Here is a 26,646-nt window from a genome sequence, read left to right as displayed (position 1 = left end):
TCGACGGTGCTCCTGCGTGTCCTGTGTGTGCCGTGTGCTGTGTGTGCGTCGTGCGGGTGGTGCGGGTCCTGCGGGTCGTGCGGGTCGTGCGCGTCCCGGAGGCCCCAGTCTTCGCGGCCGCGGTTCGGCGGTGGCTGGTATCCGGTTCACATCCGGTTAACCCGCAGCTCCGCGCCTCGCCCGCGGGGACGGCGGCCGGGCGGGTGGACGGGAAACGGCGGGCCGGTGACGCTTTGGCGATCGGGGCAACGAAGGGACGGCCGGGCGGTCGTACACCCGTGAGCAACTTTTTCCCGGCCACCGAGCAGCGGCGCCGAGCGCGCGAGACCCGAAGCGAGACCCGGAGCGAGACCCGGAGCGGCTCCGGAAACGGCTCCCCCAGCGGCAGCCCACCCGCGCGGAAGGCCCTGCGCGGGGACATCCAGGGGCTGCGGGCCGTCGCCGTCGTGCTCGTGGTGCTCTCGCACGCCGGAGTGCGGCACGTCGCGGGCGGATACGTCGGCGTGGACGTCTTCTTCGTGGTGTCGGGCTTCGTGATCACCTCGGCGCTGCTGCGCGAGCTGTCCTCGACCGGCGGCCTGTCCATACCCGCGTTCTACGGGCGCCGGATGACGCGGCTGCTGCCCGCCTCCTCGCTCGTGGTGGTCGCCACCCTCGCCGGGAGCTGGCTCTACCTGTACAAGGCCCGGTTCGGGCAGTACGTCGCGGACGCGCTGAGCAGTTCGCTGTACGCGGTGAACATCCGGATGGCGGCGACCGGCACGGACTACCTGGCGCAGAACAGCCCGCCCTCCCCGTTCCAGCACTTCTGGTCGCTGGCCGTGGAGGAGCAGTTCTACCTGGTGTGGCCGCTCCTGCTGCTGGCCGGCTGGAGGCTGGCCCGCCGGTTCGCGCTGCCGCCGGCCGTGCTGGCGCTGCCCCTGGGGGCGCTCTGCCTGGTGTCGCTGTGGTGGAGCGTGACGACCACCGCGGACTCGCCGTCGTGGGCGTACTTCGGCCCGCAGACGCGGGGTTGGGAGCTCGGCGCGGGCGCGCTGGTGGCGCTGGCGGCCGGCCGGCTGGAGCGGCTGCCGTGGTGGGTGGCCGCGCCGGCGACGTGGGCGGGGCTGGCGGGCATCGGCTACGCGGCCCTCCGGTTCGACGACGCGACCGTCTTCCCCGGCAGCCGCGCCCTGTTGCCGGTGCTGGCCGCCGTCGCGGTGGTCGGCGGCGGGTGCGCGGCCGGACGGGCCGGCGCGGGGGCGCTGCTGGGGCTGCGCCCGGCGACGTGGCTGGGCGGCCTCTCGTACGGCTGGTACCTGTGGCACTGGCCGCTGCTGGTGATCGGCCCCGCCGCGCTGCACCGGCCCGGGTCCGTCCGCCTGGCGCTGGCGCTGTCCGCGGTCGCGCTGCCGCTGGCCTGGGTGACGATGCGGCTGGTGGAGAACCCGGTGCGCTTCCACCGGGCACTGCGCGCCCGCCCCCGCCGGTCGCTGGCGGTCGGGCTCGGGATCACCGCGGGCACCGTGGCGGTGTCGCTGGTGGCGCAGCTCTTCCCGCCGGCGATCGCCACCCGCGGGCACGCGCCCTCGCTCGCCGGCACGCTGGCGGCGGCGCCCGACCCAGAGGCGAGCCTGGCGCGGCTGCTGGCCGCGCCGAACGACGCGCTGCCGAGCAACCTCACGCCGCGGCTGGAGCAGGTCACCTCGGTCCGGTCGCCCGTCTACCGGGACGACTGCCATGTCGGGTACGACGCGACCGACTCGCCGGAGTGCGCGTACGGGGACCTCGACTCGACGAAGGTGGTCGTGCTGTTCGGCGACTCGCACGCGGCGCAGTGGTTCGAGCCGATGGACCGGCTGGCGCGCGCGAACCACTGGAAGCTGGTGTCGCTGACCAAGGCGTCCTGCAAGGTGGCCGACGTGCCCGTCAAGCGGGGCAGCGGGACGTACACCTCCTGCGACACCTGGCGCGCCCACGCGCTGGCCAGGATCGCGGAGTCGCACCCCTGGCTCGTGGTCACCTCGTCCTCCGACTCGGCCACGCCCGCCGCCCGCGCGAAGGACCCGCTGCGGCAGTGGACCGACGGGTACGCCCGTACCTTCCGGACGCTGCGCGCCACCGGGGCCCGCGTGGTGGCCCTGCTGGACACGCCCTGGCCGAAGGGCGACCCGGTGGACTGCGCGGCGGCCTACCCGCTGGACCTTCGGCGGTGCGCGAACACCGTGGCGGGCTCGGCGAAGCAGCCGGTGGTCGCGGCCGCGGCCCGGGCGGCGGCGGGCGCCCAGGACGTCGGCGTCATCGACCCGCGCCCCTGGCTGTGCCCGAGCGCCGGCGCCTGCCCGGTCGTCGCCGCCGACACGTTCGTCTACCGCGACGACAGCCACATGGCCGAGGGCTACTCCCAGGCGCTGACCCCCGCGCTCGGGCGCCGCCTGTCGTCCCTGCTCGCCTCGCCGCTGCGCACCGGCCCGTGAAGGCGCGGACCCGGGAGCGCGCCCGCCCGTGAAGACGGCCGCCCCCTGACGACGCCCGCTGAAGTCCCCTCGTACGCGGGCGTATACGGTCGCGCACGGTACGGGGATACGGGGACAGCCGTCGCCGAGCGGGAGGACGTGCGGACGTGGACGTGTACGAAGCCGTGGACAGCCGCCGGGCCGTGCGGGCGTTCAGCGACGAACCGGTGGCCCGGGACGCGCTCGAACGCGTGCTGGCCGCGGCGACGCGGGCGCCGTCGAGCGGGAACCTCCAGCCCTGGCGCGTGTACGTCGTGACCGGCGAGCCGCTGGCCGCGCTCAAGCGGCGCGCGACGGCCCGGGCCCGGGCGGGCGACCCCGGCGACGACCGGGAGTATCCGATGTACCCGGCCGAACTCGTCCCGCCCTACCGGGACCGCTTCGCCGCCGCGGCCGCCCAGCGGTACGCCGCGCTCGGCATCGCGCGGGACGACGCGGACCGTCCCGCGAAGATCGCCACCCTGAACTCCGCGGCGTTCGGCGCCCCGGTCGTCCTGTTCTGCTACCTCGACCGGACCATGGGCCCCGGACAGTGGGCCGACGCCGGGATGTACCTGCAGACGGTCATGCTCCTGCTGCGGGCGGAGGGCCTGCACAGCTGCCCCCAGGTGATGTGGACGATGTACCGCAGGACGGTCGGCGAGACGACCGGCGCCGACGACGGCCTCGTCCTGCTGTGCGGCCTCGCCGTGGGCCACGAGCAGGACCGCGTCCCGCCGTTGCGCACGGACCGCGCGGACATGACGGAGACGGTCCGCTTCATCGGCCCCTGACAGCCGACGCGGCATCCGTGAACGGCCCTGCGGGCAAGGGGAGTTCGCCGCACCGGCCAGCGCCGCACGGGCGGACCGGCGAACGGGCGGACCGGCGAACGGCGCGTTCCGCGAACGGCGCGTTCCGCGGGCGGGGTCAGTCCGGTGCGGGGGCGAAGCGGGCGATCAGCAGGGAAAGCCGGTGGGCGCGGGCGGGTTCGGGGAGTCGGCCGCTGCGGGTGAGGGTGACCAGGCCGTGCAGGCCGGCCCAGAAGGTCTCGGTGAGGACGCCCGGGTCGTCGCCGGCGGCGAGCGGCCGGACCGCCCGGAGGATCTCACCGAAGGCGTCGTGCAGGGCGGCGGGGGCTTCCGGGGTGGCGAAGGGCAGTTCGACGGCATGGGTGAACATCGCGTCGTAGAGCGCCGGGCGCTGCCGCGAGAAGGAGGTGTACGCCGCCCCCACCGCGGTGAGCGCCGCGCGGGCGCCGTGGGCCGCGGTGCGCGCCGCCCGTAGCTCGGTGGCGAGTTCGGCGCTGCCCTGTACGGCGACGGCGGCCATGATGGCGCCCTTGCCCTTGAAGTGGCTGTACAGGACGGGCTGGCTGTACTCGATCTCGGTGGCGAGCCGCCGGGTGGTGACGGCGTCCCAGCCCTCCGCCTCCGCGAGCTCCCGCGCGGTCGTGACGATCAACTGCTCGCGCTCCGCTCGTTCGCGCTCCCGGCGCGTCTGGATCGACATGACCCGATTCTAGCATCGCTAGAATCCGTGCCATCGATCTGCTAGCTTCATTCCTGTCGCTAGCACCGCTAGAATCGCTGAAACGGAGATGCGCCATGACCGCCACCGCGTACACCCTCGCCGTCGTCCTCAACCTCTTCGTGGTCTTCATCGGAGCCCGGTTCCTGCTCCAGCCCCGGCCGGCCGCCGCCGGTTACGGCGTGCCCGCCAAGCCGGACGGCGATGCCGCCTTCCTCACCGTCAAGGGCGTTCGGGACGGCACGTACGGCGTGCTCGGCCTGGTGCTGCCGATCCTGGTCGGCGCCCGTGCCGAAGCCTGGTTCATGCTGGTGGTGGCGCTGCTGCCGCTCGGCGACACCCTGATAGTGCTGCGCCACGGCGGCACCCGGGCGGTCGCGTTCGGCATCCACTTCGCCACCGCCGTCACCCTCCTGATCAGCGCCGGCCTGCTCTTCACCGTCTGAGCCGGCCGGGGCCGCACGGCCCCCGCACCGCCTCGACCTGCGGGCTTCCGGCGGTCGTGCGACGGTGGAACGACCCCTGGCCCGTCACGGCCGGTGCGCGAAAGGCGGAGTGCCATGACCCATCTCTCCGGCGATGTCCCAGGAGGCGCGCTCGCCGCGCTCGCCCGATCCGCCTGGCAGGTACTGCTCACCGCCGGAATCGCCGCGATCGCCCTGGGCGTCATCATCCTCGCCTGGCCCCACTCGACGCTGCTGGTGGTGGGCATCCTGTTCGGCGTCTACCTGGTGGCGAGCGGCGTCCTCCAACTGGCCGGCGCCTTCGGCCCGCACGTGCCCGGCGGCATGCGGGCGCTGTCCTTCGTCACCGGGGCGCTGAGCGTGCTGCTCGGGTTGATCTGCTTCCGCGGCGCCGCGGAGTCGCTGCTGCTGCTGGCGCTGTGGATCGGCTTCGGCTGGCTGCTGCGCGGGATCATGATGGTCGCCGTCGCGGTCTCCACCGAGGACCTGCCGGCCCGCGGCTGGCAGGTGTTCTTCGGCGCGATCACGCTCGTGGCGGGGATCGTGCTGATCGTCTCCCCCTTCGGCTCGCTGACCGCCCTCACGATCGTCTCCGGCATCTGGCTGATCGTCCTGGGCGTGGCCGAGGTCGTCCACGCGATCAGCCTCCGTTCCCTGACCACCCGAACCCGGCCGCCCGCCCCCACCCCCGCCTGAGGTTCGCGCGGGTGTTCGTCGCGGTCGTATGACAGTGGTCACCGTCTCGTCACAGGGAACGCTCCGTGGAAACCCCTTCCGACGGCTCACCCTCCTCATGAGTGTCAGTCGACGCACATGACCAGACCGTCGCATAGGGGAAATACATGAACCGCCGTTTCGCGCTCACCACCGTCGTCCTGGGCTCAGCCGCCGTGCTCCTCGGCACCGCGTGCGGGTCGTCCTACGCCGCTTCGGGCACGCCGACGGGCGGCGCCAAGGCGGTCAGCGCCGTGGCGAAGGAGTCCGTGCAGGTGTCCGCGGCGGCGGCCGGCAACTGGAAGGCGTGCTACAAGCCGAAGGGCTACGACCACTTCTTCGCGTACCACTCCGCCAAGCTCGTCAAGGGCAAGGTCACGGTGCGCGTCACCCCGGAGACCTGCAAGGTGAACACGCACAACGACGAGGACGTCGTCTACACGCCGAGCGGCGCGGCCCGCTCCCTCGTCGTCCCGTCCACCGCCTCCGTCAAGGTCCTCAACCTCAACGTCGACACGTCCCCGCACAAGGTCGCCCCGCGCTGGCTGGTCTCCCACAAGCTGACCAACGCGGACTTCTACTACCGCGTCAACAGCAAGAACCAGGTCACCGCCATGGAGGAGATCTACCACCCGTAAGCAGCACGGGCGCCCGGGTGCCGCGGCGTCGTACGCACGCGGCCCCCGGGGGCGCCGAAAACCGCGACCGCCGAGAGCTACGGGCAGGGGTCGTCGTCCCCGCCGGCACGGGCGAAGCGGGAGAAGCGGGCGAGCAGGGGCGGGGAGTCCCAGCCGGTGCGCTCGCCGCTGAGCCAGCCGTCGACCGAGGGGGTCGGCGGGCGGACCCGGCCGAGGTAGTAGAGGGCCACACCGATCAGCGCGCCCGCGAGGGAGATCCCGAAGCAGATCCACAGCGCCGTCCTGGTGCCCGAGTCCGCGTTCGCGCCGACGGTGGCGGCGACGTAGAGCAGCACCGGGGCGATCAGGAACGCGGCGACCGCGCGGACGAGTTCGACGATCGCGAAGACCCGCTGCACGTTGCTGGAGCGCAGCGAGAAGCCCGCGATGAACAGGGCAGGGACGACCGAGGCGCCGACCCCGACACCGACCAGGCCCGAGCCCACCGCGACGAGGGTGGAGGTCGGCGGGGCGGCAGCGTTCATGACCAGGACGCCGGCGGCCAGGAAGAGCAGGCCGACGAGGACGAAGTAGTGCAGCAGGCGGGTGTGGAACGTGGCGCCGAAGAACAGCGCCGCGAGTACCGCGCCGCCGAACTCGGGGAGGTAGACCAGCCCCAGGTGCAGCGGCGTGGTCCGGTGCGCGAGCGAGATCTGGGTCAGCGAGATCGCCGACACCGACGCGGCCGCCGCGCAGATCGCGGCCACGATCCCGGCGACCGGGAGCGTACTGAGCAGGCTCTGCACGCACAGCAGCGGATGCCTGCTCGTGTACTCGTGGACGAACAGGACGACGATCAGCAGCAGCCCGCCGATCAGCGGCCCCCAGGTGCGGGCTTCGGCGAAGCGGTGGGCGGTCAGCTCCGAGGCGCCGAAGAACGCGGAGACGCATCCGACGGTGGCCAGGCACAGGGCGATGTAGTCGATGGGTGCGTCCGGCGCGGCCGGCGGGACCTCCTGGTAGGTCATCAACGACAGCGCCAGGGCCGCCACCGCGACGCCGGCGATCGCCCAGAACAGCGGCCGCCAGCCGTGCGCGGACGCCTGGACGCCGCCGAGCACCGGCCCGAGCGCGACCGCGCCGAAGATGCACATGTTCATCACGACGGCGGTCGTGCGCAGCCGGGCCGCCGGATACCCGATGATCAGCGGCGGCACGGCGGCGATCAGCAGCAGGCTGGTGCACAGGCCCTGGAGGACGTGCCCGACGACGAACATCGCCGGGGCGGTCGCCGCCGCGGTGAGCACCGAGCCGACCACCAGCGCGCTGCCGTAGACCAGCAGCATCCGGCGCTGCGGCAGCAGTTGGGCGAACTGGACGGCCAGCACCGTGCCGACCGCGTACCCGGCGTTGGCCATGCCGGACGTCACGCTGAGCGCCTCCGTACTCATGTGCAGGTCCTTCGCGATCAGCGGCGTGATGCTGCTCAGCGCCGCCGAGAGCGCCAGGAACGGCACCAGGGCGAACACGACCATCGCCGCCACCGCGGGATAGCGGCCGGCCAGGGGACCCCGTCGCATCGGTCGTTTTCTCCTCGTTCGGCGGAAATGTGCTGTCACCATGGTGGACCGCCATGGCTGGCGGCCCCGTCAGGCGCAGCGGCCGAAGTCACCCGATCGAGATTCGTGCGGGCGGCCGGCGCCGCAGCTCCTTGTCCGTGAGCGCGGGCGGGTCGTAGTGGGTGACGTCGTGGTTGAGGTCGGTGCCGGGCGGCACGATCTCGTCGATACGGTCGAGGACGTCGCCGCTGAGCACCGTTCCCGCGGTGTCCAGCAGCGAGGTGAGCTGGTCGCGGGTGCGCGGGCCGATGATCACCGAGGTGATCGCGGGGTGCGCGAGCACGAAGCCGGTGGCGAGCGCGGGCAGGGTCAGCCCGGCGTCGGCGGCCACCTTCCGCAGCTCGGTGACCGCGGCGAGCTTGGCCGCGTTGCCGGGCAGCCCGGTGTCGAAGAGCTGCGGCAGGAAGCCGGAGCGGGTGGCCTCGGCGGGGTCCGCGCCGTCGGGGCCGCCGTACTTGCCCGACAGCCAACCGCCCGCGAGCGGGCTCCAGGTGAGGACGCCCATGCCGTACTTCCGCGCGGCGGGCAGCACGTCCCGCTCGACCGCGCGGGCCAGCATCGAGTACGGCGGCTGCTCGGCGCGGAAGCGGAGGTGGCCGCGCTTCTCGGCGACCCACTGGGCCTCCACGATCTCCGCGGCCGGGAAGGTGGACGTGCCGATCGCCCGGACCTTGCCGGAACGCACCAGGTCGGACAGTGCCGACAGGGTCTCGTCGATGTCGGTGTCCGGGTCGGGGCGGTGCACCTGGTACAGGTCGATCCGGTCGGTGCCGAGCCGGCGCAGGCTGTCCTCGACCGCGCGGACGATCCAACGGCGGGAGTTGCCGCGGTGGTTGGCGTCCTGGCCCATCCCGTAGTGGAACTTGGTGGCGAGCACCACGTCGTCCCGGCGGCCTCTGAGCGCCTTCCCGACGATCACCTCGGACTCGCCGTCGGAGTACATGTCGGCGGTGTCGATGGTGTTGATGCCCGCGTCGAGCGCGGTGTGCACGATCCGGACGGCCTCGTCGTGGTCCTTGGTGCCCCACGCGCCGAGCATCATCGCGCCGAGGGTGAACTCGCTGACGGAGATGCCGGTGCCGCCGAGTGTCCTGCGATCCATGGGGTGCCTGCCTTCGGGTGGTTCGGTGGGTCGGGGTGTTCGGGTGGGTCCGGTGTCGGGGTGGGCCGGATGAGCCTGGTGGCGAACTCCGTTGCGCCGGACCCGGGTTCGACCCTGCCGGTCGGGCCGGGGGGCGACCAGACCGGGCCGAGGCTGGTACCCGCGGGGCCTGGCTGGGCGGGCCGGACCGGGCATGCCGGAGAATGGGGCCATGCACGCCGAGCCGGAGATCAACGCGTTCCTCAAGGCCCGCCGGGCCGCTCTCGACCCGGCCGGGCTCGGCCTGCCGCCCGGCGGGACCCGCCGCAGGGTGCGCGGGCTGCGCCGTGACGAGGCCGCCCACCTGGCGGAGATCAGCGTGGAGTACTACACCCGCATCGAGCAGGGCCGCGGCGGCAACGTCTCACCCGAGGTGCTCGACTCCCTCGCCCGCGGGCTGCGGCTGACCGCGGCCGAGCACGAATACCTGCGGAACGTCGCGCACCGCGCGGCGCACGCCGCGACCACCCGCTGCCAGGTCGGGGAGGAGGCCCCGCAGGTCGTACGGCCCGGGCTGCGGGTCATGATCGACGCGATGGACGGCGTCGCGGCCGTGGTCTACGGCCGGGCCATGGACGTCCTGGCGTGGAACCGGTTGGGCGGGCTGATCGGCTGCGACTTCGCCCGGCTGCCCCCGGGCGAGCGCAACATCGCCAAGCAGATGTTCCTCCGCGCGGACGTCGAGGCCGGCCACCCGGAGGTCGCGCAGGTCCGCCGCGAGATCGTCGCCGTGCTCCGCGCCGAGGCCGGCCGCTTCCCGGACAGCGTGCGGCTGTGCCACGTGGTCGGCGAACTGCTCGAAAGCAGCCCGGAGTTCGCCCGGCTCTGGGAGTCGCAGGAGGTCGAGGAGAAGACGTACGGCGTCAAGCGCGTCATCGATCCCCGGCACGGCCTGCTGGAGTTGCAGTTCCAGGCGATGCGCCTGCCGCCGCCGGACGACGAGTTGACCCTCCTGCTCTACGCGGCCGAGCCGGACTCCCCCACCCGGAAGGCGCTGCGCGCCCTGTCGGCCGACGCCGAAGAGCACGGCGCCCTACCAGCGACAGGCACGCCGTAACGCCCTTCGTGCGTCCGCCGCGGAGCCCGCCACTTGAAGCTTTCAATCGGTCCGGCCGCCCCCGGCTGACACCCGCCGCACCCGTCGGCGCAGATCATTCCTGGTTGAACTGTTGATTGAACGCAGCCCCGGGGCTAGCGTGCGCTGGCGGATTGAATCGTCTCAGTCGGGATCGTGGGCGGTGGGGCCGTACCAGCGGGCGCCATACCGCCGTCACGCGTGTGGAACGGGAAGAGGGGCCATGATCCACCTGTCGAGGCACAGAGGAACGCTGGCCGCGGTGTCGGCCGGCGTCACTGTGATCAGCATGCTGACGGTGAACGCGGCGGCGGCGCAGCCCGCGCACGGCGCGCAGCCGGCGAAGAACCCGTGGACCGACACCGGCTACCAGCCCCGGCAGGGGGACTGGCGGCCCTACGTCCTCGCGCCCCGGGGCCACGTCGTCGAACCGGTCTCGGTGTCCTCGGTCTCGGCCCGGGGCGGCTCCGTCCAGGGCGACCCGAAGGCGCTGCTCGGCAAGGGCAGCAAGCCGCTGCGGCTGACCGGTTCCGGCGACCGCACCCAATCGCCGCTGGTGACCCTGGACTTCGGCAAGGACGTGGGCGGCAAGATCCGGATACGGGTGGCCGGCGCGTCGAAGACCCCGCCCCGACTGCACGTGTGCTTCAGCGAGTCGAAGCAGTTCGCGGCCTCCCCGGCACAGAGCAACAACGGAGAGGACGCGGTCGCTCCCGGCTGCGACACCGCCAACATCTGGAACGGCTACCCGGGCCAGCCCTACACCTACGACGCCGACAGCCACACCTTCACCCTCGACCCGGCCAAGCTCCCGGCCACCCTCACCGACAGCCAGTTGCGCGGCGGCTTCCGCTACGCCACCGTCTTCCTCGACGGCCCCGGCTGGGTCGACCTCGGCGCGGTCTCCCTCGACTTCTCGGCGGCGCCCAAGCAGTCCGACCCCGCCGCGTACCAGGGCTGGTTCCTGTCCAGCGACAACGAGCTGAACAAGATCTGGTACAGCGGCGCGTACACCGTCCAGCTGGACACCTGGATGTCGGACACCGCCAAGAGCTGGCCCTACCAGACCGGCGAGGACGACCACTCCGACGCGCAGGTGCCCGGGGCCGACCCCGGGCAGGAGGTCATCTTCGACGGCGCCAAGCGCGACCGGGTGGTCTGGCAGGGCGACCTCGCCATCCAGGCCCCGGTCACCTACCTCAGCACCGACGACGTGCCCGCCGTCGACAACTCGCTCTCCTCGCTCGCCTCCCAGCAGCTCCCCGACGGCTACATGCCCGCCGAGAGCCTGGTCGGCCCGCACAACCAGGACGAGATCCGCACCTACGGCGAGTACGTCACCTGGTTCGTGTACAACCACTACGAGCACTGGCTCTACACCGGCGACCAGGCGTATCTGGCCAAGTGGTGGCCCCAGTTGACCAAGGCGATGGCCTGGCTGGAGTCGGTCCGCAGCCAGGACGGCACCGGGCTGATCTCCTTCGCGAGCGCCAACTCCTGCGGCCACTACGGCTACAGCGACTGCGGCCACGAGACGTACGTCAACGCGCTGTACAAGCGGAACCTCGACGAGATGGCCGCGCTGGCCGCCTCCCGCGGTGACGCCGCCGGCGCCCGTACCTACGCCGACCGCGCCACCGACGTGAAGGACGCGATCAACTCCCAGCTGTGGGACGCCTCGACCGGCGCCTACCGGCTCTCCACCGAGATCCCGACCGCGTACCCGCAGGACGCCAACGCCGCCGCCGTGCTCACCGGCATCGCGAGCAGCGACCGCTCCGCGCGGGCCATGGAGTACCTGCGGAAGAACAACTGGAGCACCTACGGCTCGCTGACCGTCTCGCCCAGCACCCCCAACGCCTCCATCCAGCCCTTCTACGAGCCGCTGCCCAGCGGCTTCGAGGCGAGCGCGCGCCTGGACGTGCCCGACCCCAGCGGCGCCGAGCAGCAGCAGGCGCTCCAGCTCATGCGGACCTTCTGGGGCCACCAGCTCAGCGAGGACCCCGGCAGCACCCTGTGGGAGAAGGCGAACCTCGACGGCGACCCCGGTATCGCGCAGTTCACCAGCCTCGCGCACGGCTGGGCGGCCGGCCCGACGATCTCGCTGACCACCCAGGTGCTGGGCGTCCAGCCGACCGCGGCCGGCTTCTCCGGCTACTCGATCGTGCCCACCCCCGGTGGCCTGACCTGGGCGCAGGGCAGCGTGCCGACCCCGCACGGCGCCATCACCGCCTCCTGGCGGTCCTCGGCGCACGGCTTCACGCTGACCGCCACCGCCCCGCGCGGCACCGTCGGCGAACTCGCCGTCCCGACCGGCGGGCACAAGGTCCGGGTCGCACTCGACGGCCGTACGGTCTGGAACGGCACCCGGGCGGTGGGCGGCGCGCAGGTCAGCGCCGACGGCACCACCGTCCGCGTGGGCCATGTCGGCCCGGGCCACCACACGCTGACGTCCCACACCCTGTGAGGTCGCGCACCCGGAGATCGTGCGCCGGGTGAGCTGTCCCGCCGGGTGAGCTGTCCCGCCGGGTGACGTCGGAGCCGGCCGGTCTCGGGTGCGCGATCGGCCGGCCCTCGGCGTGGTCAGCTCTGCGGGGTCGACGGCGACCAGGCGCTGCCGTCGTAGAAGTAGGTGGGGTCGTTCTTCAGTCCCACCGTGCGGAAGGGCTTGCCGTGGTCGTCGACCCGCAGGGTGCCCTGGCGGTCGCCGCAGGTCCAGACGAGTTCCAGGTACCAGCTGACGTCGCGGTCCGAGGTGTGCGCGTCCACGTCGAGGACCTGCGAGTCGCGGGCGATCTGGAAGGGGAAGGTGGACAGCACGGGCGTCGAGCCGTCGTCCACGTAGCCGCGCACCGGGCGGGCCCGCGGAGCGGTCGTGTCGAGGTCGACGGCGAACGACGCCGGTTCGAGGCCGCCGCCGCATCCCGAGCCGGGGGTGTAGCCGTTCCCCTTCGGCGCGGCCGTGCTGCTGACGACGCGCACGTACAGCGCGTGCAGCACCACCGGCTGCCCGGACACGCTCTGCGCGGTCACCTGGAGCCGCAGGTCCCCGGCCGGTACGCCGCCGAGCGCGCCGGCCCACGCGTCGTCCTGCTGGAGTGACGGCGGGGGCGGGACCTTGCCCGGCGGCTGCCGCAGCAGGAACCACTGGCCGCACTGGGTGTCCCAGTTGTCCGACAGCACGGTCACCTGGACCGGCGGTGACGAGCTGCCCGCGGCTGGCGGCGTGGTGGGCGCGGTGGATCGGGAGGGCGCGCCGGCCTTCCGGCCGGACGCCGTCGTGGTGGGAGCGGGGCTCGCCGGCGCGGTGGTCGTGGTGGTCGCGGCGGGGGCGCCGACGACGGCCGCGGCCGTGGTCCGCGGGCGCGAGGCGGCGGGAGCGCCGCGGTCGGCGCCGTGCGCGGAGTGCAGCGCCAGCGGAAGCACCGCGGCCATCGCGGCGGCGGCTCCCACCGCGACCCTGGTCCGGCGCCGCCAGGACGAGGAGGGCTCGCCACCGGCCTCGGGCAGCTCGGCCAGGTCCGGCAACTCGGGTGCTTCGGGCGGACCGGGCGGTCCGGGCGCCTCGGGCTGACCAGGGGCTGCGGGCGGATGCGGCGCCGATATGCCCGCTCCCGCGTCGCCGGGCCCCATGACTCGCGACGCGCCGTCCACCCCCGCGCCGTCCGCCCCCGCCGCGGCCACGCCCGTAGCGCCGGGCCCTGCCGCGTCCGGAGGCGCCGCCTCGTCCGCGCCGTCCGGTGGGACGTCGGCGGGTGCGGCCGATCCGGGCGCCGCCGGCTCCGGCCCGGCCGGCGCGGCAGACGTGCGGTACTGCTCGCGGCGCCGCTCCGCGCTCGCCAGCAGCCACAGCTGGTGCAGCGCCACCAGTTCCTCCGGACCCGCACCGCACAGCCGCGCGAACCGCTCCACGGGGCCGTACTCGGTGGGGACCGCGGCGCCGTTGCAGTAGCGGTGCAGGGTGGAGGTGCTCACGTGCGTCCGGGCGGCGAGCGCACCGTACGTACGCCCCGACTGGTGCTTCAGTTCGCGCAGCCGACTCGCGAACTCCTCGACATATGTGCTCATTCCGCCCTCTTGCTCGTCCCGGGCCGACATTCCAGGAAGCGTCATTCTCGCAGTTCAGGGGGGTGGAACGGTTCCAGTGCCCTCAACTGTGGCCAGACTGTCGAACGCGGGACGCGGCACGGCGCAGAGTTACGGCATCCCACCGCTCCACCACTCACAGCGAAGGCATGCCACCGTGAACGTGAAATCCGTCCTGACCTCCTCCGCGGTCCTCCTCGTCAGCGCCCTCGGCCTCACCGCCTGCCAGTCCGGTTCCACCTCCGCGAGTGACGCGACTCCCTCGCAGCAGGCGAGTGCCGCTTCCGTCGCCTCGGGTGGCAAGGAGTCGGCCTCCGCGCCCGCCGCCTCCCCCTCGGGCCGGTCGACGTCCGGCGGCTCCTCCTCCGGCGGCTCGGCCGGCTCGAAGGGCTCGACCGGCTCCGGCAACTCCGGCGGCACCGGTGGTTCCGGCGGCAGCACCTCGGGCTCCCACGCCACCAGCGACAGCTACGCCTTCGCCCACCCCTGCACGGCGGGCCAGGTGCGGGTGACCGTGACCCGCCGCGACTCGGCGCCCACCCAGCGGGTGATCGAGGTCCGCAACACCGGCGCCTCCTCCTGCGGCCTGAGCTACTTCCCGCTGGTCTCCCTGGACGACTCGCACGCCGCGGACGGCGGCAAGGCCGTCAAGCCGCTCATCCCGAGCGGCCTCGGCGGCGCGCCGGCCTTCCCGGTCTACGCGGGGCACACCGCCTACGCGGTCCTCGACCTCGACCCCAGCGGCGCGACCTCCGGGACCGTGGACGGCATCGACGAGCTGAACGTCCTGGCGAACGGCGACCACATGCCGAACGCCGACACCGTCAACTTCCGGCTCGGCTCGGGTTCCCTGGTGCTCAAGCCGAAGCTGGGCCTGTACGGGGCCACCGTCGCCGAGGCGGTCGCGTCCATGCGGACCGCCGACACCAGTTCCTGACCGCGCGGCGCGCCGCTCCCGCTCCGGCCGGCCGTGGTTGACCCTCGACCATGTCGAGGGTCGACAGTTCCAGAAGTGGAGAGCGAGATGCGCAGCATCGGCGAGATGGCCCGGGACAGCGGACTGAGCGTGAGCGCCCTGCGGTTCTACGACGGCGCGGGCGTGCTGCCCCCGGCCCGGGTGGACCCGGTCAGCGGCTACCGCTGGTACGACCCGGAGCAGCTCGACGAGGCGCGACTGCTGGCACGGCTGCGCCGGACCGGTATGCCGCTGGCGGACATCCGGCTGGTGCTGGCCGGCTGGTCCGGTGCGGACACCGACCTGGTGCGGGGGTTGCTCCGGGCGCAGGTGCGCCGGCTGGAGCGGGGCCTGGCCGAGGCTCGCGGCGAGCTGTCCACGGTCCGCGCACTCCTCGACCGCAGGGAGAACCCCATGGCTCCGCTCCGCACCACGGCCCTCCGTCTCACCGTCGCCGCACCCGCCCTGGCCGCCGCGCTGGACGCGGTCCGCTTCGCCGCCGGCACCGACCCCGACCTTCCCGTGCTCGGCGGCGTGCTGGTCGACGTCGCGGACGGGGCGCTGCACACCGTGGCCACCGACCGCTACCGGCTGGCCGTCGCACGGGCCGCCGTCACCGCTCAGGACGGGCCGCCCGCCCGGTTCGTGGTGCCCTCCCCGCTCGCCGACGCGATGCGCGCGCTGCTGCCCGCCGCGGGAGAGGTCGAACTCGCCCTGGACGGCGACCAGGTGGCCCTGGAAGCCGGGGGCCGCCAGGCGGCCGGCGAGTGTCTCGGCCACGGCTTCCCCGACTACCGCCGGCTGGTCCGGCTGCCGGCGGGCACCCGCGTCCCCGTCGACGCCCCGGCCTTCCGCCGGGCGGTGGAAACCGGCCCGGTGCGCGTCGGCGAGGCGCCGGCGGGCGAGCGAGGGGGACAGGCGGCGGAGCTGAGCCTCCTCAAGGTGACCGGGGACGGCTCCGCGGTGACCGTCTGCGCGGACGGCGACGACGATCCGGGCCGGGTCGCCGTCAACCGCCGATACCTGCTGGACGCCCTGGACGCGGCGGCCGGCGACCGGCTGGTGCTGGAGTTCGGCGCCCCCACGGCGCCCCTGGCGATCCGGCGGGCCGACACCGACGACACCTTCTCGGTGCTGATGCCCGTCCGCCTGGAGAGCTGAGCGCACGGCCGGGCCGCTGCGTGCAGCTGCGCGTACGGCTACGTGCAGTCCGGGCAGAGCCCGCGGTAGGTGACCTCGGCGGCGGAGACGGTGAAGCCGAAGCGCTCCTCGACCGGGAGGGCGGCGAGCGGGTCGCCGGTGGGGTGGACGTCGCGCACGGTGCCGCAGCCGGCGCACACCAGGTGCTGGTGCGGGTGGTGGGCGTTCGGGTCGTACCGCTTGGCGCGGCCGTCGGTGGCGACCTCGATCACCTCGCCGAGGGAGACCAGCTCGCCGAGCGTGTTGTAGACCGTCGCCCGCGAGATCTCGGGCAGGCGGGCGATGGCGCGGGCGTGCACCTCGTCGGCGGTGAGGTGCACGTGGTCGCCGTCGAGCACCTGCGCGACGACACGCCGCTGGGAGGTCATCCGCCAGCCGCGGGCCCGCAGTCGCTCCACCAGGTCGCTCATGTCGGTTCACCTATTCGGGATCGCGGAATGACCGCAGTTTACCAGTGAGCGTCCGGAATTTGACCGGATATGCCCTTGGGCCCCTTCTTGACTTGGACTGCGTCCATCGTAGGATCGGTTCCGGCGACAGCCAAGGGCCAGGAAGCGCCCTGTACGGCAGGAGACGCCGACACGGCAGGAGCAGGAGCAGGAGACACAGACGTCGAGCCGCTCACCCGCGGTTTCCGGGCCGTTCCGGCTCCGCCGGGCGCTCCGCGGCTCCCCTGTCCCGCCTCCCCGGCTCCTCCACCGCCCGCAGTGCCTGAGCACCGTGATCCGCCAGGTCCGGAAGGATTTCCATGTCTGACAACACCCACAACAACGACGCGATCGTCGTGGACGCCAAGACGGAGGGCGCGGGAGGCTGCCCGGTCGCGCACGACCGCGCCCCGCACCCGACCCAGGGCGGCGGGAACCGCGGCTGGTGGCCGGACCGGCTCAACCTGAAGATCCTCGCCAAGAACCCCGCCGTGGCCAACCCGCTCGGCGAGGACTTCGACTACGCCGCGGCGTTCGGCACCCTCGACCTCGCGGCCGTCAAGCAGGACGTCGCCGAGGTGCTCACCACCTCGCAGGACTGGTGGCCGGCCGACTTCGGCAACTACGGCCCGTTCATGATCCGGATGGCCTGGCACAGCGCGGGCACGTACCGGATCAGCGACGGCCGCGGCGGCGCCGGCGCCGGGCAGCAGCGCTTCGCCCCGCTCAACAGCTGGCCGGACAACGGCAACCTGGACAAGGCCCGCCGCCTGCTGTGGCCGGTGAAGAAGAAGTACGGCCAGAGCCTGTCCTGGGCCGACCTGCTGATCCTCGCCGGCAACGTGGCGCTGGAGTCGATGGGCCTGGAGACCTTCGGGTTCGCCGGCGGCCGCGAGGACGTCTGGGAGCCGGAGGAGGACGTCTACTGGGGCCCGGAGACCACCTGGCTCGACGACCGGCGCTACACCGGCGACCGCGAGCTGGAGAACCCGCTCGGCGCCGTCCAGATGGGCCTGATCTACGTCAACCCCGAGGGCCCCAACGGCAACCCGGACCCGATCGCCGCGGCCCGCGACATCCGTGAGACGTTCCGCCGGATGGCGATGAACGACGAGGAGACCGTGGCGCTGATCGCGGGCGGCCACACCTTCGGCAAGACCCACGGCGCCGGCCCGGCCGACGCCGTCGGCGACGACCCCGAGGCCGCGCCGATCGAGGCGCAGGGCCTGGGCTGGAAGAACAGCTACGGCACCGGCAAGGGCGCGGACGCCATCACCTCCGGCCTGGAGGTGACCTGGACCAGCACGCCCACCCGGTGGAGCAACGGCTTCTTCGACAACCTCTTCGGCTACGAGTGGGAGCTCACCAAGAGCCCGGCCGGCGCCAACCAGTGGAAGCCGAAGGACGGCGCCGGCGAGGGCACCGTCCCGCACGCCCACGACGCCTCGAAGAAGATCGCGCCGTCGATGCTCACCACCGACCTGGCGCTGCGCTTCGACCCGGTCTACGAGCCGATCTCCCGCCGCTTCCACGAGAACCCGGCGGAGTTCGCGGACGCGTTCGCCCGTGCCTGGTACAAGCTGACCCACCGCGACATGGGCCCGAAGTCGCTGCTGCTCGGCCCGGAGGTGCCCGCGGAGACCCTGCTGTGGCAGGACCCGCTGCCCACGGCGGACTACGAGGCGATCGACGCCGCGGACGTCACCGCGCTCAAGGCGAAGATCCTCGGCACCGGCCTGACCGTCCCGCAACTGGTCTCCGCCGCCTGGGCGTCGGCCTCGACCTACCGGGGCAGCGACAAGCGCGGCGGCGCCAACGGCGCCCGGGTCCGCCTGGAGCCGCAGCGCGGCTGGGAGGTCAACAACCCGGACGAGCTGGCCACGGTGCTGCGCGCCCTGGAAGGCGTCCAGCAGGAGTTCAACGCCTCCTCCGGTGCGAAGAAGGTGTCGCTGGCCGACCTGATCGTGCTCGGCGGCGCCGCGGCGGTCGAGAAGGCCGCCAAGGACGGCGGGCACGCGATCGAGGTGCCCTTCACCCCCGGCCGGGTCGACGCGACCGACGAGCACACCGACGCGGAGTCGTTCGCCGCGCTGGAGCCGGGCGCCGACGGCTTCCGCAACTACGTCGGCAAGGGCAACCGGCTGGGTGCCGAGTACCTGCTGCTCGACCGGGCCAACCTGCTCACGCTCACCGCTCCGGAGACCACCGTCCTGGTCGGCGGCCTGCGCGTGCTGGGCGCCAACCACGACGGTTCGAAGCTCGGTGTGCTCACCGACGCCCCGGGCACCCTGACGAACGACTTCTTCGTCAACCTGCTCGACCTGGGCACCACGTGGACGCCGACCTCCGAGGACTCGACCACCTTCGAGGCCCGCGACGACGCCACCGGCGCGGTCAAGTGGACCGGCACCCGTGCCGACCTCGTGTTCGGCTCGAACTCCGAGCTGCGCGCGCTGGCCGAGGTGTACGCGAGCGACGACGCGAAGCAGAAGTTCGTCACGGACTTCGTGGCGGCGTGGACCAAGGTGATGGACCTCGACCGGTTCGACCTCGCCTGAGCGACCGCTCTGCACTGCCGAACGCGCGGACCGCGCCGGGGCCATGGCCCGGGCGCGGTCCGCGCCGTTTCGGCGCCCAGGGCTCAGGGGGCCACGGCTCAGAGCGCCAGGACTCAGGAGGGCCAGGGCTCAGGGGGCCAGGAGGGATTCGGCCGTCGCGGTGCGGGCGTACAGGACGCTGCGGCCGGTGCGGTGCGCGGTGGTGAGGCCCGCGTCGCGCAGCGCGGTGAGGTGCTGGGAGACGGCGGGGGCCGACAGGCCGGTACGGGCGGCGAGTTCGGTGGTGGAGGCGGGGGAGTCGAGTTCGGCGAGCAGCAGCGCCTTCGACCGGCCGAGTACGGCGGCGAGCGCGCCGCCCCGGACCACCGGGCGGGATGCCCACAGGGTGCCGACGCCCCTTGCCGGGTAGGCCAGTTGGGGCGGGTCCGGGGGCCGCACGAGGGTGAGGGGGCCCGGACCGGTGAAGGCGGAGGGGATCAGCAGCAGCCCCGCGCCCGCGGTGTTCCGGGCCAGGGCCCGCCGTCGGCGGCCGAGCCGTAGCGCGCTGTCGTTCCAACTCACCGAGGGGTGAAGGTCGTTGAGCAGCGCGGCCGCGCCGTGCTCGGCGACCTGGCGGGCGCGGTGGAAGATGTCGGCGTCGAGCACCGCGCGGACCCGGGCCCAGTAGGGAGCCAGCGCCACCTCCCAGTAGGCGGTGATCTCCTCGGCGAGCGCCGGGAGTTGGGCGCGCGGTTCGGCGTGCAGGGCGCGGGCGCGCGGGCCGAGACCGCCCGGAGCCGCGCGGAGCCGATCGAGGTCGTGGCGGACCTGGGCGGCGGGGGCGGCGAGGACCCGGGCCAGTTCCGCCGCGAGGGTGGGGGCGGGGCCTGCGGGCGCGGGGTTGAGGAAGTCCGGAACGTAGCCGTCCGGCGCGTCGGGCGGGATGAGTTCGGCCAGCCGGCCGCGGTCCAGCCCGGCGGCGGCCACCCGAGGCCGCACCTGGTCGATCCAGGGCTGGTGCACGGCGTGCGCCGCGCGCGAGCGCAGCAGCCGGAAGCTGGTGCCGACCTCCCACATCGGCGAGACGGCGAACCGCGTCTGCGCCAGATCGCTGGTCGAGAACGCCAGTTCCGCGGGAATCGGGGCCTCCGGGATTTCGGTATTCCTTAATCGTTGGCACCGAGCCTAGTGCGCGGCGAGCATGCCGGCATGACCTCGAAGAACATGGCCTCGGGCAGCGCGGAAGCGAATCCGGAACGTCCGGCTGGTCCGGCCGGCCCGGCTCCTTCCGCGGCGCCGGCAGGGGAGCCCGGTCCGGCGGCGGGCGGGACCGGGGAGCCGGCACCCGCGGGACCCGCCAGCTCCATGGCCGGCAGGACCGACAGGACCGACAGGACCGACAGGACCGACAGCACGGCCGGCCCCGACGGCCCCAGCCGTACGACCGCCGCCGGCCCCGCCGACTCCCGCCCCCGCCCGGTCACCGCGGCCGCGTCCGGCACCTGGGTGCTCGGCGACCTTCCCGTCCACCGGATCGGGTTCGGCGCGATGCGGCTGCCCCAGACCGGCGAGGCGTTCGCGGCCGGAGCGGCACCCCGCGACCGCGGCCAGGCGATCCGCGTGCTGCGCCGCGCGGTCGAGCTCGGCGTGAACCACATCGACACCGCCGCCTTCTACTTCTCGCCGCTGCGCTCGGCGAACGAGCTGATCAACGCCGCGCTCGCGCCCTACCCCGACGGCCTCGTCCTCACCACCAAGGTCGGACCCGGCCGCGACCCGTCCGGCCGGTGGCAGCCGCACGCGGGGCCCGGGCAGTTGCGCGGCCAGGTCGAGGAGAACCTGCGGCAACTCGGCCGCGACCACCTCGACGTGGTGAACCTGCGGATCGTCGGCACCGACTCGATCGCCGAACGCTTCGGCGCCTTGGCCGAGTTGCGTGCCGCGGGCCTCATCCGCCACCTCGGCGTCTCCAACGTCCGCCCCGCGCAGCTCGCCGAGGCCCGGGCGATCGCGCCGGTGGTCTGCGTACAGAACGCGTACGGCGTCGGCTCGGCGCCCGAGCAGCGCGACTTCGTCCGGGCCTGCGGCGAGCAGGGCGTCGCCTACGTGCCGTTCTACGCGATCGCCGGCGCCGGCGGCCAGGCGGGCGCGGGCGGCACCGAGAGCGAGGACGTGCTCGCCGTCGCCCGCGCGCACGGCGCGACCCCCGCGCAGGTCCGGCTCGCCTGGACCCTTCAGCACGGCCCGCACGTCCTCGCCATCCCCGGCACCGGCGACCCCCGCCACCTCGCCGAGAACCTCGCCGCGAGCGCGCTGCGCCTCACTCCGGCGGAGGTGGCCCGCCTGGACGCGGTGCGCCGGTGACGCGGTCGCGCCGACCGGCCGCCCCGAGCCGCGCACGGCATACCGGACGAATGGGGCGTGGCGGCGCGGATATCGGGGGTCGGGGTCTGCATGATGGCGGGGCGGGTGTCTGTCGTCGGTCGCGGGTTCCGAGTGAAGTGGGTGGAGCATGCCGGAGCAGGAGCTCTCGTCGTACGGATCGGCTCGCGGGGTGAACCGGCGGGCGCTGCTTCAGGCGGCCGGCCTGGGTGCCGGGGTGCTCGCGACCGGCGGGTTGGCGGCCGGCCGCGCGGACGCGGCGGGCCTGGGCGGCATCCCGGCCACCAGGAGCGGTGCGGGCGCGGCGGGCCCGGCGGACGCGCCGCTGGACGCGGTGAGCGCGGACCTGCCGCTCACCGGGGGACCGGACTTCCCGATCGGGCTGTTCTGGCCGCCGCACCCGTACGAGACGACGCTCGCCCGCTACCGGGAGATCACGGACGCCGGGTTCACCTTCCTGATCACCGGCAACTACCAGTTCGACGCGCGCAGCGCGGGCTACGCGCTGGGCATGGCGGACCAGGTCGGGCTGAAGGTGGTGGTCGCGGGCGACCCGCGGATCGAGGCGATCGCCCAGTACCTGACGATCACCGACGACCGCACCGTGCCGTCGTCGATCACCACGGCCGACGCCGCCTCCTGGGTGCGCACCTCGCTGGGCAGCTACGCGAACCACCCGTCGCTGGCGGGCCTCAGCGTCTACGACGAGCCCGCCCGCGCCCGGTTCCCCAACGTCGGCGCGCTGACCGGCATCGTCCGCAAGACCGCGCCGGCCCTGCTGCCGTACGCCAACATCAACCGCGGCAACGGCGCGACCTACGCCGACTTCGTGCAGAGCTACCTCGACACGGTCAAGCCCGCCCTGATCTCCTTCGACCGCTACCCGATCCTCACCGACGGGATCGACATCGACTACTTCGACACCTGGGCGATCGTCCGCGCCGCGTCGCTGAAGTCCGGCCTGCCCGCGTGGACCTACATCCAGTCGACCGGCTACAACAACCACCGGGTGCCCACCGCCTCGCAGTTGGCGTGGCAGGTCAACATCAGCCTGGCGTACGGCTGCAAGGGCATCCAGTACTTCACCTACTGGACCCCCGACCCGGCCCGCGGCGAGGGCTACACCCAGGCCCTGATCACCACCGACGGCGAGCGCACCCCGCTCTACGACGCCGCCACCGCGCTGAACACCGGCTGGCTCCAGCCGGTCGGCCGCCAACTCAAGCCGCTCGTCTCGGAGTCCGTGCAGCACGCGAACGACACCCCGCTGCCGCCCGGCACCACCGCGTTCACCCCGGGCGACCGCCTCACCGCGGTCACCGGCGACGCCGCCGTCCTCGGGCTCTTCAAGCCGGCCCCGGGCGCCGCCGACGACGGCACCCGCCACCTCCTCGTGGTCAACCGCGACCCCGACGCCCCCGCATCCGTCCAGATCCGCGTCGACCCGGCCCAGGTCAAGGCCGTCGCGAGCTTCACCCCCGCGACCGCCGCCTACACCCCCGTCCCCGCCTCCCCCACCCTCGCCGTCATCCTCCCCCCGGGCGCCGCGTCCCTCTACCGCCTCTCCCCCAACTGACCCCCGGCGGAAGCCTCTTCACCGGGCGCGGCCGCGGACTGGGTGGGGATGAGGGCGGTGCGGTCGTTCTGGAGGACCCAGAGGTCGTGGAAGAGACCCGGGGCGTCGCGGAGTTGGGGGAAGGTGCCGTACTGGACGAGGCGGCCCTTGTCGAGGACGGCGATCTTGTCCGCGACGGTGACGTTGGCCAGGCGGTGGGTGACCAGGACCACGGCGCGGTCGGCGGCGAGCGCGCGCAGCCCGGTGAAGATGCGGTGTTCGGCGCGGGGGTCGAGCGCGGCGGTCGGCTCGTCCAGCACGAGCAGGCCCGCCCGGCGGTGGAACGCCCTTGCCAGGGCCACGCGTTGCCACTGGCCACCGGACAGTTCCTGGCCGCCCCACCACTCGCGGGCGAGCAGGGTGTCGAGGCCGGAGCGCAGCGACGCCACCACGTCGTCGGCGCCCGAGGCGCGGGCGGCGGAGTGCACGGCGGCGTCGGCGTCCGACGCCCCGTCGCCCGGCACCGCCTGGCCCAGGGTGATGTTCTCCCGGGCGGTCAACGGCCACTGCGCGTAGTCCTGCGGCACGACCGCGACCCGGCGCCAGGCCGCTTGCGCGTCAAGGGTGTCGGTGTCGGCGCCGTCCCAGGTCACGGCGCCCGCCGTGGGCAGGTAGAGCGCGGCGAGCAGCTTGCTGAGCGTCGTCTTGCCGGAGCCGTTCTCCCCCACCAGGGCGAGGACTTCGCCACGGCGCACCTCGAGGGTGACATCCCGCAGGGACGGCCCGTCGGCGTCCGGGTAGGTGTAGTCGACGTGCTCGGCGCGTACGGTCACCGGTCCGGTGGGCACGGCCGCGCCGCGCCGGATGCGGTGGCCGCCGGCCTCGTCGAGGAAGCCGGACCAGTCGTCGAGGTACATGCCGGTGCGGAAGATGATCGCGCCGTAGCCGACGATGCCGTGCAGCCCCGACGCCACCGACCGCAGCGCGAAGGTCGCGGTGCCGGCGGAGGCGACGGAGATCCGGCCGGTGCCGATCAGGGCGATCAGCGCCGCCCAGACCGCGCCGGCCGCGAGCCCGCCGACGAGGCTGCCGATCAGCGAGGTCTTGGCCGCCTGCCAGGCCGCGCGGTCGGTGGCGGCGTCCACCCGGGCGCCGGCGGCGCGGTACTTGCCGAGCAGGAAGTCGGCCATCGTGCCGGAGCGGATCTGGTCGGCGTTGTCCTTGTCGACCAGGTGCCAGCGCAGCAGCCCGAGCAGGCGCCGGTCGCCCATGGTGTCCAGCGAGGCGAGGTAGTTCAGACGGGCGGCCCGCACCCCGGCGACCGCCTGCGGGAGTGCCGCGAGCAGCAGCAGCGGCAGCAACAGCGGGTGCACGGAGGTCAGCACGGCAGCCGCGGCGACCAGCGAGGCGGCCGCGGCGAGGATGTTCTGCGACTGGTTGAGCAGGTCCTGCGAGACCTCGACACCGCGATCGGCCGCGTCCCAGCGGTCGTTGTACCCGGGGTGGTCGTATGCCGTCAGTTCCGCGTGGGTCGCCGCGTCCAGCAGCCGCAGTTCCGCCTCGCGGGCGATCCGCGGGGCCAGCCGGGTGGACAGTCCGCCGACCGCGATGCCCAGCACCGCCCGGATGCCCGCCGCCGAGGCGAGCAACACGATCGACGGCACGGCCTGGTGCAGGCGTTCGGTGATGTGACCCGAGGCGATCACGGCGGTGATGGTGCCGGTGACGGCGAGCAGGCCGACGGCCTCCAGCACGCCGGAGAGCACCTGGCAGACCAGCAGCGCGGTCACCGCCCCGCGGTCCACCTGCCAGGCCATCCGCAGCGCCCGGCTGATCAGTTGGGGCAGTCGGCGGGCCATCGCGCGCAGGGTGATGGCGTGGCCGGCGTCGAGCAGCCGACCGCCGGGGATCTCCCACCGCATCTGCTCGGACGGAGGTTCCGGAGGCTGTTCGGACGGCGCCCCGGTGCCGGTGCCGGCCTCGGTGCCGTTGCCGGCCCCGGTGTCCGCATCGGACGCCGTGCCGCCGTCCGGCGGTTCTCCCGCGGAGCCGTGCGACGGCGGCACGGCCTGGGCCCCGGGTGACGGCTCGGTCATCGGGGTCCCCCTCCGCCCTGCGATCCGGCCCACCAGTCTGCCCCCGGCCCCGCCCACGAACCCGGACGACGCCGAAACACCCCCCGGCGCGCGGGCGCACCCGCCACCGAGCGGCGTACGCCCAGGCGCTTCCACCCCGGCGCGTTCCCTCGCCCGGCGCGCCACCGCCACCGCCACCGCCACCGCCACCGCGCAGGCGATCACCGCGGGGGATCGCCGGGCAGCACGCCCGCCGCACACCCGGCCCGGGTCACGCCCCTTCCGGCGGACCCGCCTCGCTCACGGCGCCTCGTGGAGCCGGGTCAGCAGAGCCGTCAACCGGCGCTGGTCGGCCGGGCCGAGCGGTGCCAGCAGTTCGGCGTTGGCCGCCTCGGCCAGCACCGCGCAGCGCGCGAGGACGGCCTCGCCCTCGGCGGTGACCGTGACCGCGTTCTTGCGGCGGTCGACGGGGTCCGGGGCACGCTCGACGAGCCCCGCCTCCTGGAGGTGGTTGAGGATGCCGACCATGTCCTTGGGGTCGACCGCGAGCCGGCGCCCCAGGTCGGCCTGCGCGACGGGACCGTACTCGGCGGTCGCGGCCAGCACCGCGTGCTGCATCAGCTTCAGCCCCTCCGCGGCGATCGCCTCGGCGACCAGCCCCCTGCCCCGCGCCGCGACGCGGCCGACCAGCCAGGTCGGCAGGGACTGGATGTGCGCGAGGGCTGACGTCATGGACCGAGCCTACCCAAATTCATTGGACTCCCCAACGACAATCTCCTATCGTTGGGATGCCCAACGAAACGGATCGGGGAGTCCATTGCTGCGCATGCGCCATGAAGCGAACGGCGGGTCCGAGGTGCTGTCCGCCGAGGAGGTCGAGCGCCCCGAGGCGGGAGCCGGAGAGGTGCTGATCCGGGTCGAGGCGATCGGGGTGACCCTGCCCACCGTGCGCAAGCTCCGGGAGAGCGCCGAGCCCGTCCCGCTCGGCGGCGAGGTCGCCGGGGAGGTCGTCGCCGTCGGCACGGGGGACACGGCTTTCCGCGTCGGAGAGCGCGTGACCGGGCTGTGCTTCGCCGACGCCTACGCGCAGTACGCGGTCCTCGACTCCGCGATGGCGTCCCGCGTGCCGGACGGCGCGAGCGCCGTGGAGGCGGTCGCGCTGGTCCGCAGCGGGCTGGTCGCACGCGGCGCGTACGAGGCCGCGCGGGTCGCGCCGGGCGAGTCGGTCCTGGTCACGGCGGCGGCCAGTGCGGTGGGCACGCTCGCCCTCCAGTACGCCAGGGCCGGCGGCGCCGGACGCGTGGTCGCCGCCGTCAGCAGCGCGGGCAAGGCCGACTTCGTCCGCGGCATGGGCGCCGACGAGGTCGTACGGTACGAAGACGCCGACTGGGGCGGCCCGTTCGACGCGATCCTCGACGGCGTCGGCGGCGACCTGCTCGGCCCCGCCGTGCGGACCCTGGCGACGGGCGGCCGGCTGGTGGCCTTCAGCTCCGGCGGCGGCACCGTGGAGGCGTACGAACTCCTGGTCCGCGGCGCCTCGGTGATCGGCTTCCAGATGAGAGCCGTCGCCCTCGGCCGACCGGAACTCTACGGCCGCTGGCTGCGCGAGCTCTGGCACCTGCGCGACGCGGGCACGCTGCGCACCGCGGTGCACGAGGAGATCCCGCTCGCCGAAGCGGCCCGGGCGCACGCCCTCATCGAGCAGCGCCGCAACCTCGGCAAGGTGGTCCTGATCCCTTAGCACCGTCGCCGTCGCCGTCGCCGTCGCCGTCACGTGACGGGCTCTGGGCCCGG

Annotated in this window: 21 protein-coding genes; 13 read left to right on the top strand and 8 right to left on the bottom strand. The window is 73.8% G+C overall.

Annotation, left to right across the window (positions count from 1 at the left end):
* The first annotated feature begins 278 nt into the window (after nt 1–278).
* On the top strand, nt 279–2,456 hold the full coding sequence (locus ACIPAE_RS10505; RefSeq protein WP_402444258.1) for an acyltransferase family protein: 2,178 nt from the start codon (nt 279–281) through the stop codon (nt 2,454–2,456).
* Nucleotides 2,457–2,602: 146 nt separating this feature from the next.
* Nucleotides 2,603–3,268: a nitroreductase gene (locus tag ACIPAE_RS10500; RefSeq protein WP_366413305.1), complete on the top strand. Its 666-nt coding sequence runs from the start codon at nt 2,603–2,605 to the stop codon at nt 3,266–3,268.
* A gap of 136 nt (nt 3,269–3,404) precedes the next feature.
* Here the strand turns inward: ACIPAE_RS10500 and ACIPAE_RS10495 are convergent, their stop codons facing one another.
* Nucleotides 3,405–3,986, bottom strand: a complete 582-nt coding sequence (locus tag ACIPAE_RS10495; protein ID WP_328466193.1) for a TetR/AcrR family transcriptional regulator — start codon at nt 3,984–3,986, stop codon at nt 3,405–3,407.
* Between the two features lie 95 nt (nt 3,987–4,081).
* Here ACIPAE_RS10495 and ACIPAE_RS10490 point away from each other — a divergent pair, with 95 nt between their 5' ends.
* From ACIPAE_RS10490 to ACIPAE_RS10480, 3 genes are all read left to right on the top strand, one after another.
* Entirely contained in the window at nt 4,082–4,450 is a 369-nt protein-coding gene (locus ACIPAE_RS10490) for a DUF4267 domain-containing protein (RefSeq protein ID WP_402444255.1), read from the top strand.
* A gap of 114 nt (nt 4,451–4,564) precedes the next feature.
* Entirely contained in the window at nt 4,565–5,164 is a 600-nt protein-coding gene (locus ACIPAE_RS10485; protein ID WP_402444253.1) for an HdeD family acid-resistance protein, read from the top strand.
* A 146-nt stretch (nt 5,165–5,310) separates the two neighbouring features.
* Nucleotides 5,311–5,820, top strand: coding sequence for a hypothetical protein (locus tag ACIPAE_RS10480; protein ID WP_329367380.1), 510 nt, complete (start codon nt 5,311–5,313; stop codon nt 5,818–5,820).
* 77 nt (nt 5,821–5,897) lie between these two features.
* On the opposite strand, the gene ACIPAE_RS10475 is transcribed toward ACIPAE_RS10480, so the two are convergent.
* Nucleotides 5,898–7,379, bottom strand: a complete 1,482-nt coding sequence (locus tag ACIPAE_RS10475; protein WP_402444251.1) for an MFS transporter — start codon at nt 7,377–7,379, stop codon at nt 5,898–5,900.
* A gap of 88 nt (nt 7,380–7,467) precedes the next feature.
* Complete coding sequence (locus tag ACIPAE_RS10470) at nt 7,468–8,520, bottom strand: aldo/keto reductase (RefSeq protein ID WP_329367377.1); 1,053 nt, start codon at nt 8,518–8,520, stop codon at nt 7,468–7,470.
* Nucleotides 8,521–8,731: 211 nt separating this feature from the next.
* On the opposite strand from ACIPAE_RS10470, the gene ACIPAE_RS10465 reads away from it, so the two are divergent.
* Entirely contained in the window at nt 8,732–9,616 is an 885-nt protein-coding gene (locus tag ACIPAE_RS10465) for a helix-turn-helix transcriptional regulator (RefSeq protein ID WP_402444249.1), read from the top strand.
* Between the two features lie 307 nt (nt 9,617–9,923).
* Nucleotides 9,924–12,101, top strand: a complete 2,178-nt coding sequence (locus ACIPAE_RS10460) for an alpha-L-rhamnosidase C-terminal domain-containing protein (protein ID WP_402444247.1) — start codon at nt 9,924–9,926, stop codon at nt 12,099–12,101.
* Nucleotides 12,102–12,217: 116 nt separating this feature from the next.
* Here the strand turns inward: ACIPAE_RS10460 and ACIPAE_RS10455 are convergent, their stop codons facing one another.
* Complete coding sequence (locus ACIPAE_RS10455; RefSeq protein WP_402444245.1) at nt 12,218–13,702, bottom strand: helix-turn-helix domain-containing protein; 1,485 nt, start codon at nt 13,700–13,702, stop codon at nt 12,218–12,220.
* 175 nt (nt 13,703–13,877) lie between these two features.
* On the opposite strand from ACIPAE_RS10455, the gene ACIPAE_RS10450 reads away from it, so the two are divergent.
* Together ACIPAE_RS10450 and ACIPAE_RS10445 are read left to right on the top strand one after the other, a co-directional pair.
* A complete protein-coding gene (locus tag ACIPAE_RS10450) occupies nt 13,878–14,657 on the top strand; it encodes a DUF4232 domain-containing protein (protein ID WP_402444243.1) in 780 nt (259 codons plus the stop codon).
* 75 nt (nt 14,658–14,732) lie between these two features.
* Nucleotides 14,733–15,836: a MerR family transcriptional regulator gene (locus ACIPAE_RS10445; protein ID WP_402444241.1), complete on the top strand. Its 1,104-nt coding sequence runs from the start codon at nt 14,733–14,735 to the stop codon at nt 15,834–15,836.
* 38 nt (nt 15,837–15,874) lie between these two features.
* On the opposite strand, the gene ACIPAE_RS10440 is transcribed toward ACIPAE_RS10445, so the two are convergent.
* Complete coding sequence (locus ACIPAE_RS10440) at nt 15,875–16,285, bottom strand: Fur family transcriptional regulator (protein ID WP_328466221.1); 411 nt, start codon at nt 16,283–16,285, stop codon at nt 15,875–15,877.
* Nucleotides 16,286–16,623: 338 nt separating this feature from the next.
* Between ACIPAE_RS10440 and katG the strand changes: the two genes are divergently transcribed.
* On the top strand, nt 16,624–18,861 hold the full coding sequence (gene katG / locus ACIPAE_RS10435; protein WP_329367364.1) for a catalase/peroxidase HPI: 2,238 nt from the start codon (nt 16,624–16,626) through the stop codon (nt 18,859–18,861).
* 129 nt (nt 18,862–18,990) lie between these two features.
* Here katG and ACIPAE_RS10430 read toward each other — a convergent pair whose 3' ends face one another.
* A complete protein-coding gene (locus ACIPAE_RS10430; RefSeq protein WP_402444238.1) occupies nt 18,991–19,917 on the bottom strand; it encodes a DUF5937 family protein in 927 nt (308 codons plus the stop codon).
* A gap of 288 nt (nt 19,918–20,205) precedes the next feature.
* On the opposite strand from ACIPAE_RS10430, the gene ACIPAE_RS10425 reads away from it, so the two are divergent.
* Both ACIPAE_RS10425 and ACIPAE_RS10420 read left to right on the top strand, forming a co-directional pair.
* Entirely contained in the window at nt 20,206–21,204 is a 999-nt protein-coding gene (locus ACIPAE_RS10425) for an aldo/keto reductase (RefSeq protein ID WP_402444236.1), read from the top strand.
* A 148-nt stretch (nt 21,205–21,352) separates the two neighbouring features.
* Entirely contained in the window at nt 21,353–22,798 is a 1,446-nt protein-coding gene (locus ACIPAE_RS10420) for a hypothetical protein (protein WP_402444234.1), read from the top strand.
* On the opposite strand, the gene ACIPAE_RS10415 is transcribed toward ACIPAE_RS10420, so the two are convergent.
* Nucleotides 22,777–24,873 (bottom strand): ABC transporter ATP-binding protein, encoded by a 2,097-nt coding sequence (locus ACIPAE_RS10415; RefSeq protein ID WP_402444232.1) that lies wholly within the window; start codon nt 24,871–24,873, stop codon nt 22,777–22,779. The genes ACIPAE_RS10420 and ACIPAE_RS10415 overlap by 22 nt on opposite strands.
* A gap of 279 nt (nt 24,874–25,152) precedes the next feature.
* Nucleotides 25,153–25,584 (bottom strand): MarR family winged helix-turn-helix transcriptional regulator, encoded by a 432-nt coding sequence (locus ACIPAE_RS10410; protein WP_402444230.1) that lies wholly within the window; start codon nt 25,582–25,584, stop codon nt 25,153–25,155.
* 85 nt (nt 25,585–25,669) lie between these two features.
* Here ACIPAE_RS10410 and ACIPAE_RS10405 point away from each other — a divergent pair, with 85 nt between their 5' ends.
* Nucleotides 25,670–26,593 carry a zinc-binding alcohol dehydrogenase family protein gene (locus ACIPAE_RS10405; protein WP_402444228.1) on the top strand — a complete coding sequence of 308 codons (924 nt, stop codon included), beginning with the start codon at nt 25,670–25,672 and terminating at the stop codon, nt 26,591–26,593.
* Nucleotides 26,594–26,646: the final 53 nt, after the last annotated feature.

Origin of the sequence: Streptomyces sp. NPDC087270 (assembly GCF_044744625.1) — a bacterium.
Lineage (GTDB): Bacteria > Actinomycetota > Actinomycetes > Streptomycetales > Streptomycetaceae > Actinacidiphila.
The sequence above is the reverse complement of the archived record's forward strand: the minus strand, read 5'-3'. Positions and strand labels throughout refer to the sequence as shown.

Excerpts from the sequence above, each read along its gene's own strand:
- ACIPAE_RS10415 (WP_402444232.1), bottom strand. The coding sequence starts at position 24,873 with ATGACCGAGCCGTCACCCGGGGCCCAGGCCGTGCCGCCGTCGCACGGC.
- ACIPAE_RS10440 (WP_328466221.1), bottom strand. The coding sequence starts at position 16,285 with ATGAGCGACCTGGTGGAGCGACTGCGGGCCCGCGGCTGGCGGATGACC.
- ACIPAE_RS10475 (WP_402444251.1), bottom strand. The coding sequence starts at position 7,379 with ATGCGACGGGGTCCCCTGGCCGGCCGCTATCCCGCGGTGGCGGCGATG.
- ACIPAE_RS10410 (WP_402444230.1), bottom strand. The coding sequence starts at position 25,584 with ATGACGTCAGCCCTCGCGCACATCCAGTCCCTGCCGACCTGGCTGGTC.
- ACIPAE_RS10430 (WP_402444238.1), bottom strand. The coding sequence starts at position 19,917 with ATGTGGGAGGTCGGCACCAGCTTCCGGCTGCTGCGCTCGCGCGCGGCG.
- ACIPAE_RS10470 (WP_329367377.1), bottom strand. The coding sequence starts at position 8,520 with ATGGATCGCAGGACACTCGGCGGCACCGGCATCTCCGTCAGCGAGTTC.
- ACIPAE_RS10425 (WP_402444236.1), top strand. The coding sequence starts at position 20,206 with ATGGCCGGCAGGACCGACAGGACCGACAGGACCGACAGGACCGACAGC.
- ACIPAE_RS10460 (WP_402444247.1), top strand. The coding sequence starts at position 9,924 with ATGCTGACGGTGAACGCGGCGGCGGCGCAGCCCGCGCACGGCGCGCAG.
- katG (WP_329367364.1), top strand. The coding sequence starts at position 16,624 with ATGTCTGACAACACCCACAACAACGACGCGATCGTCGTGGACGCCAAG.
- ACIPAE_RS10495 (WP_328466193.1), bottom strand. The coding sequence starts at position 3,986 with ATGTCGATCCAGACGCGCCGGGAGCGCGAACGAGCGGAGCGCGAGCAG.
- ACIPAE_RS10480 (WP_329367380.1), top strand. The coding sequence starts at position 5,311 with ATGAACCGCCGTTTCGCGCTCACCACCGTCGTCCTGGGCTCAGCCGCC.
- ACIPAE_RS10485 (WP_402444253.1), top strand. The coding sequence starts at position 4,565 with ATGACCCATCTCTCCGGCGATGTCCCAGGAGGCGCGCTCGCCGCGCTC.
- ACIPAE_RS10420 (WP_402444234.1), top strand. The coding sequence starts at position 21,353 with ATGCCGGAGCAGGAGCTCTCGTCGTACGGATCGGCTCGCGGGGTGAAC.
- ACIPAE_RS10455 (WP_402444245.1), bottom strand. The coding sequence starts at position 13,702 with ATGAGCACATATGTCGAGGAGTTCGCGAGTCGGCTGCGCGAACTGAAG.
- ACIPAE_RS10465 (WP_402444249.1), top strand. The coding sequence starts at position 8,732 with ATGCACGCCGAGCCGGAGATCAACGCGTTCCTCAAGGCCCGCCGGGCC.
- ACIPAE_RS10490 (WP_402444255.1), top strand. The coding sequence starts at position 4,082 with ATGACCGCCACCGCGTACACCCTCGCCGTCGTCCTCAACCTCTTCGTG.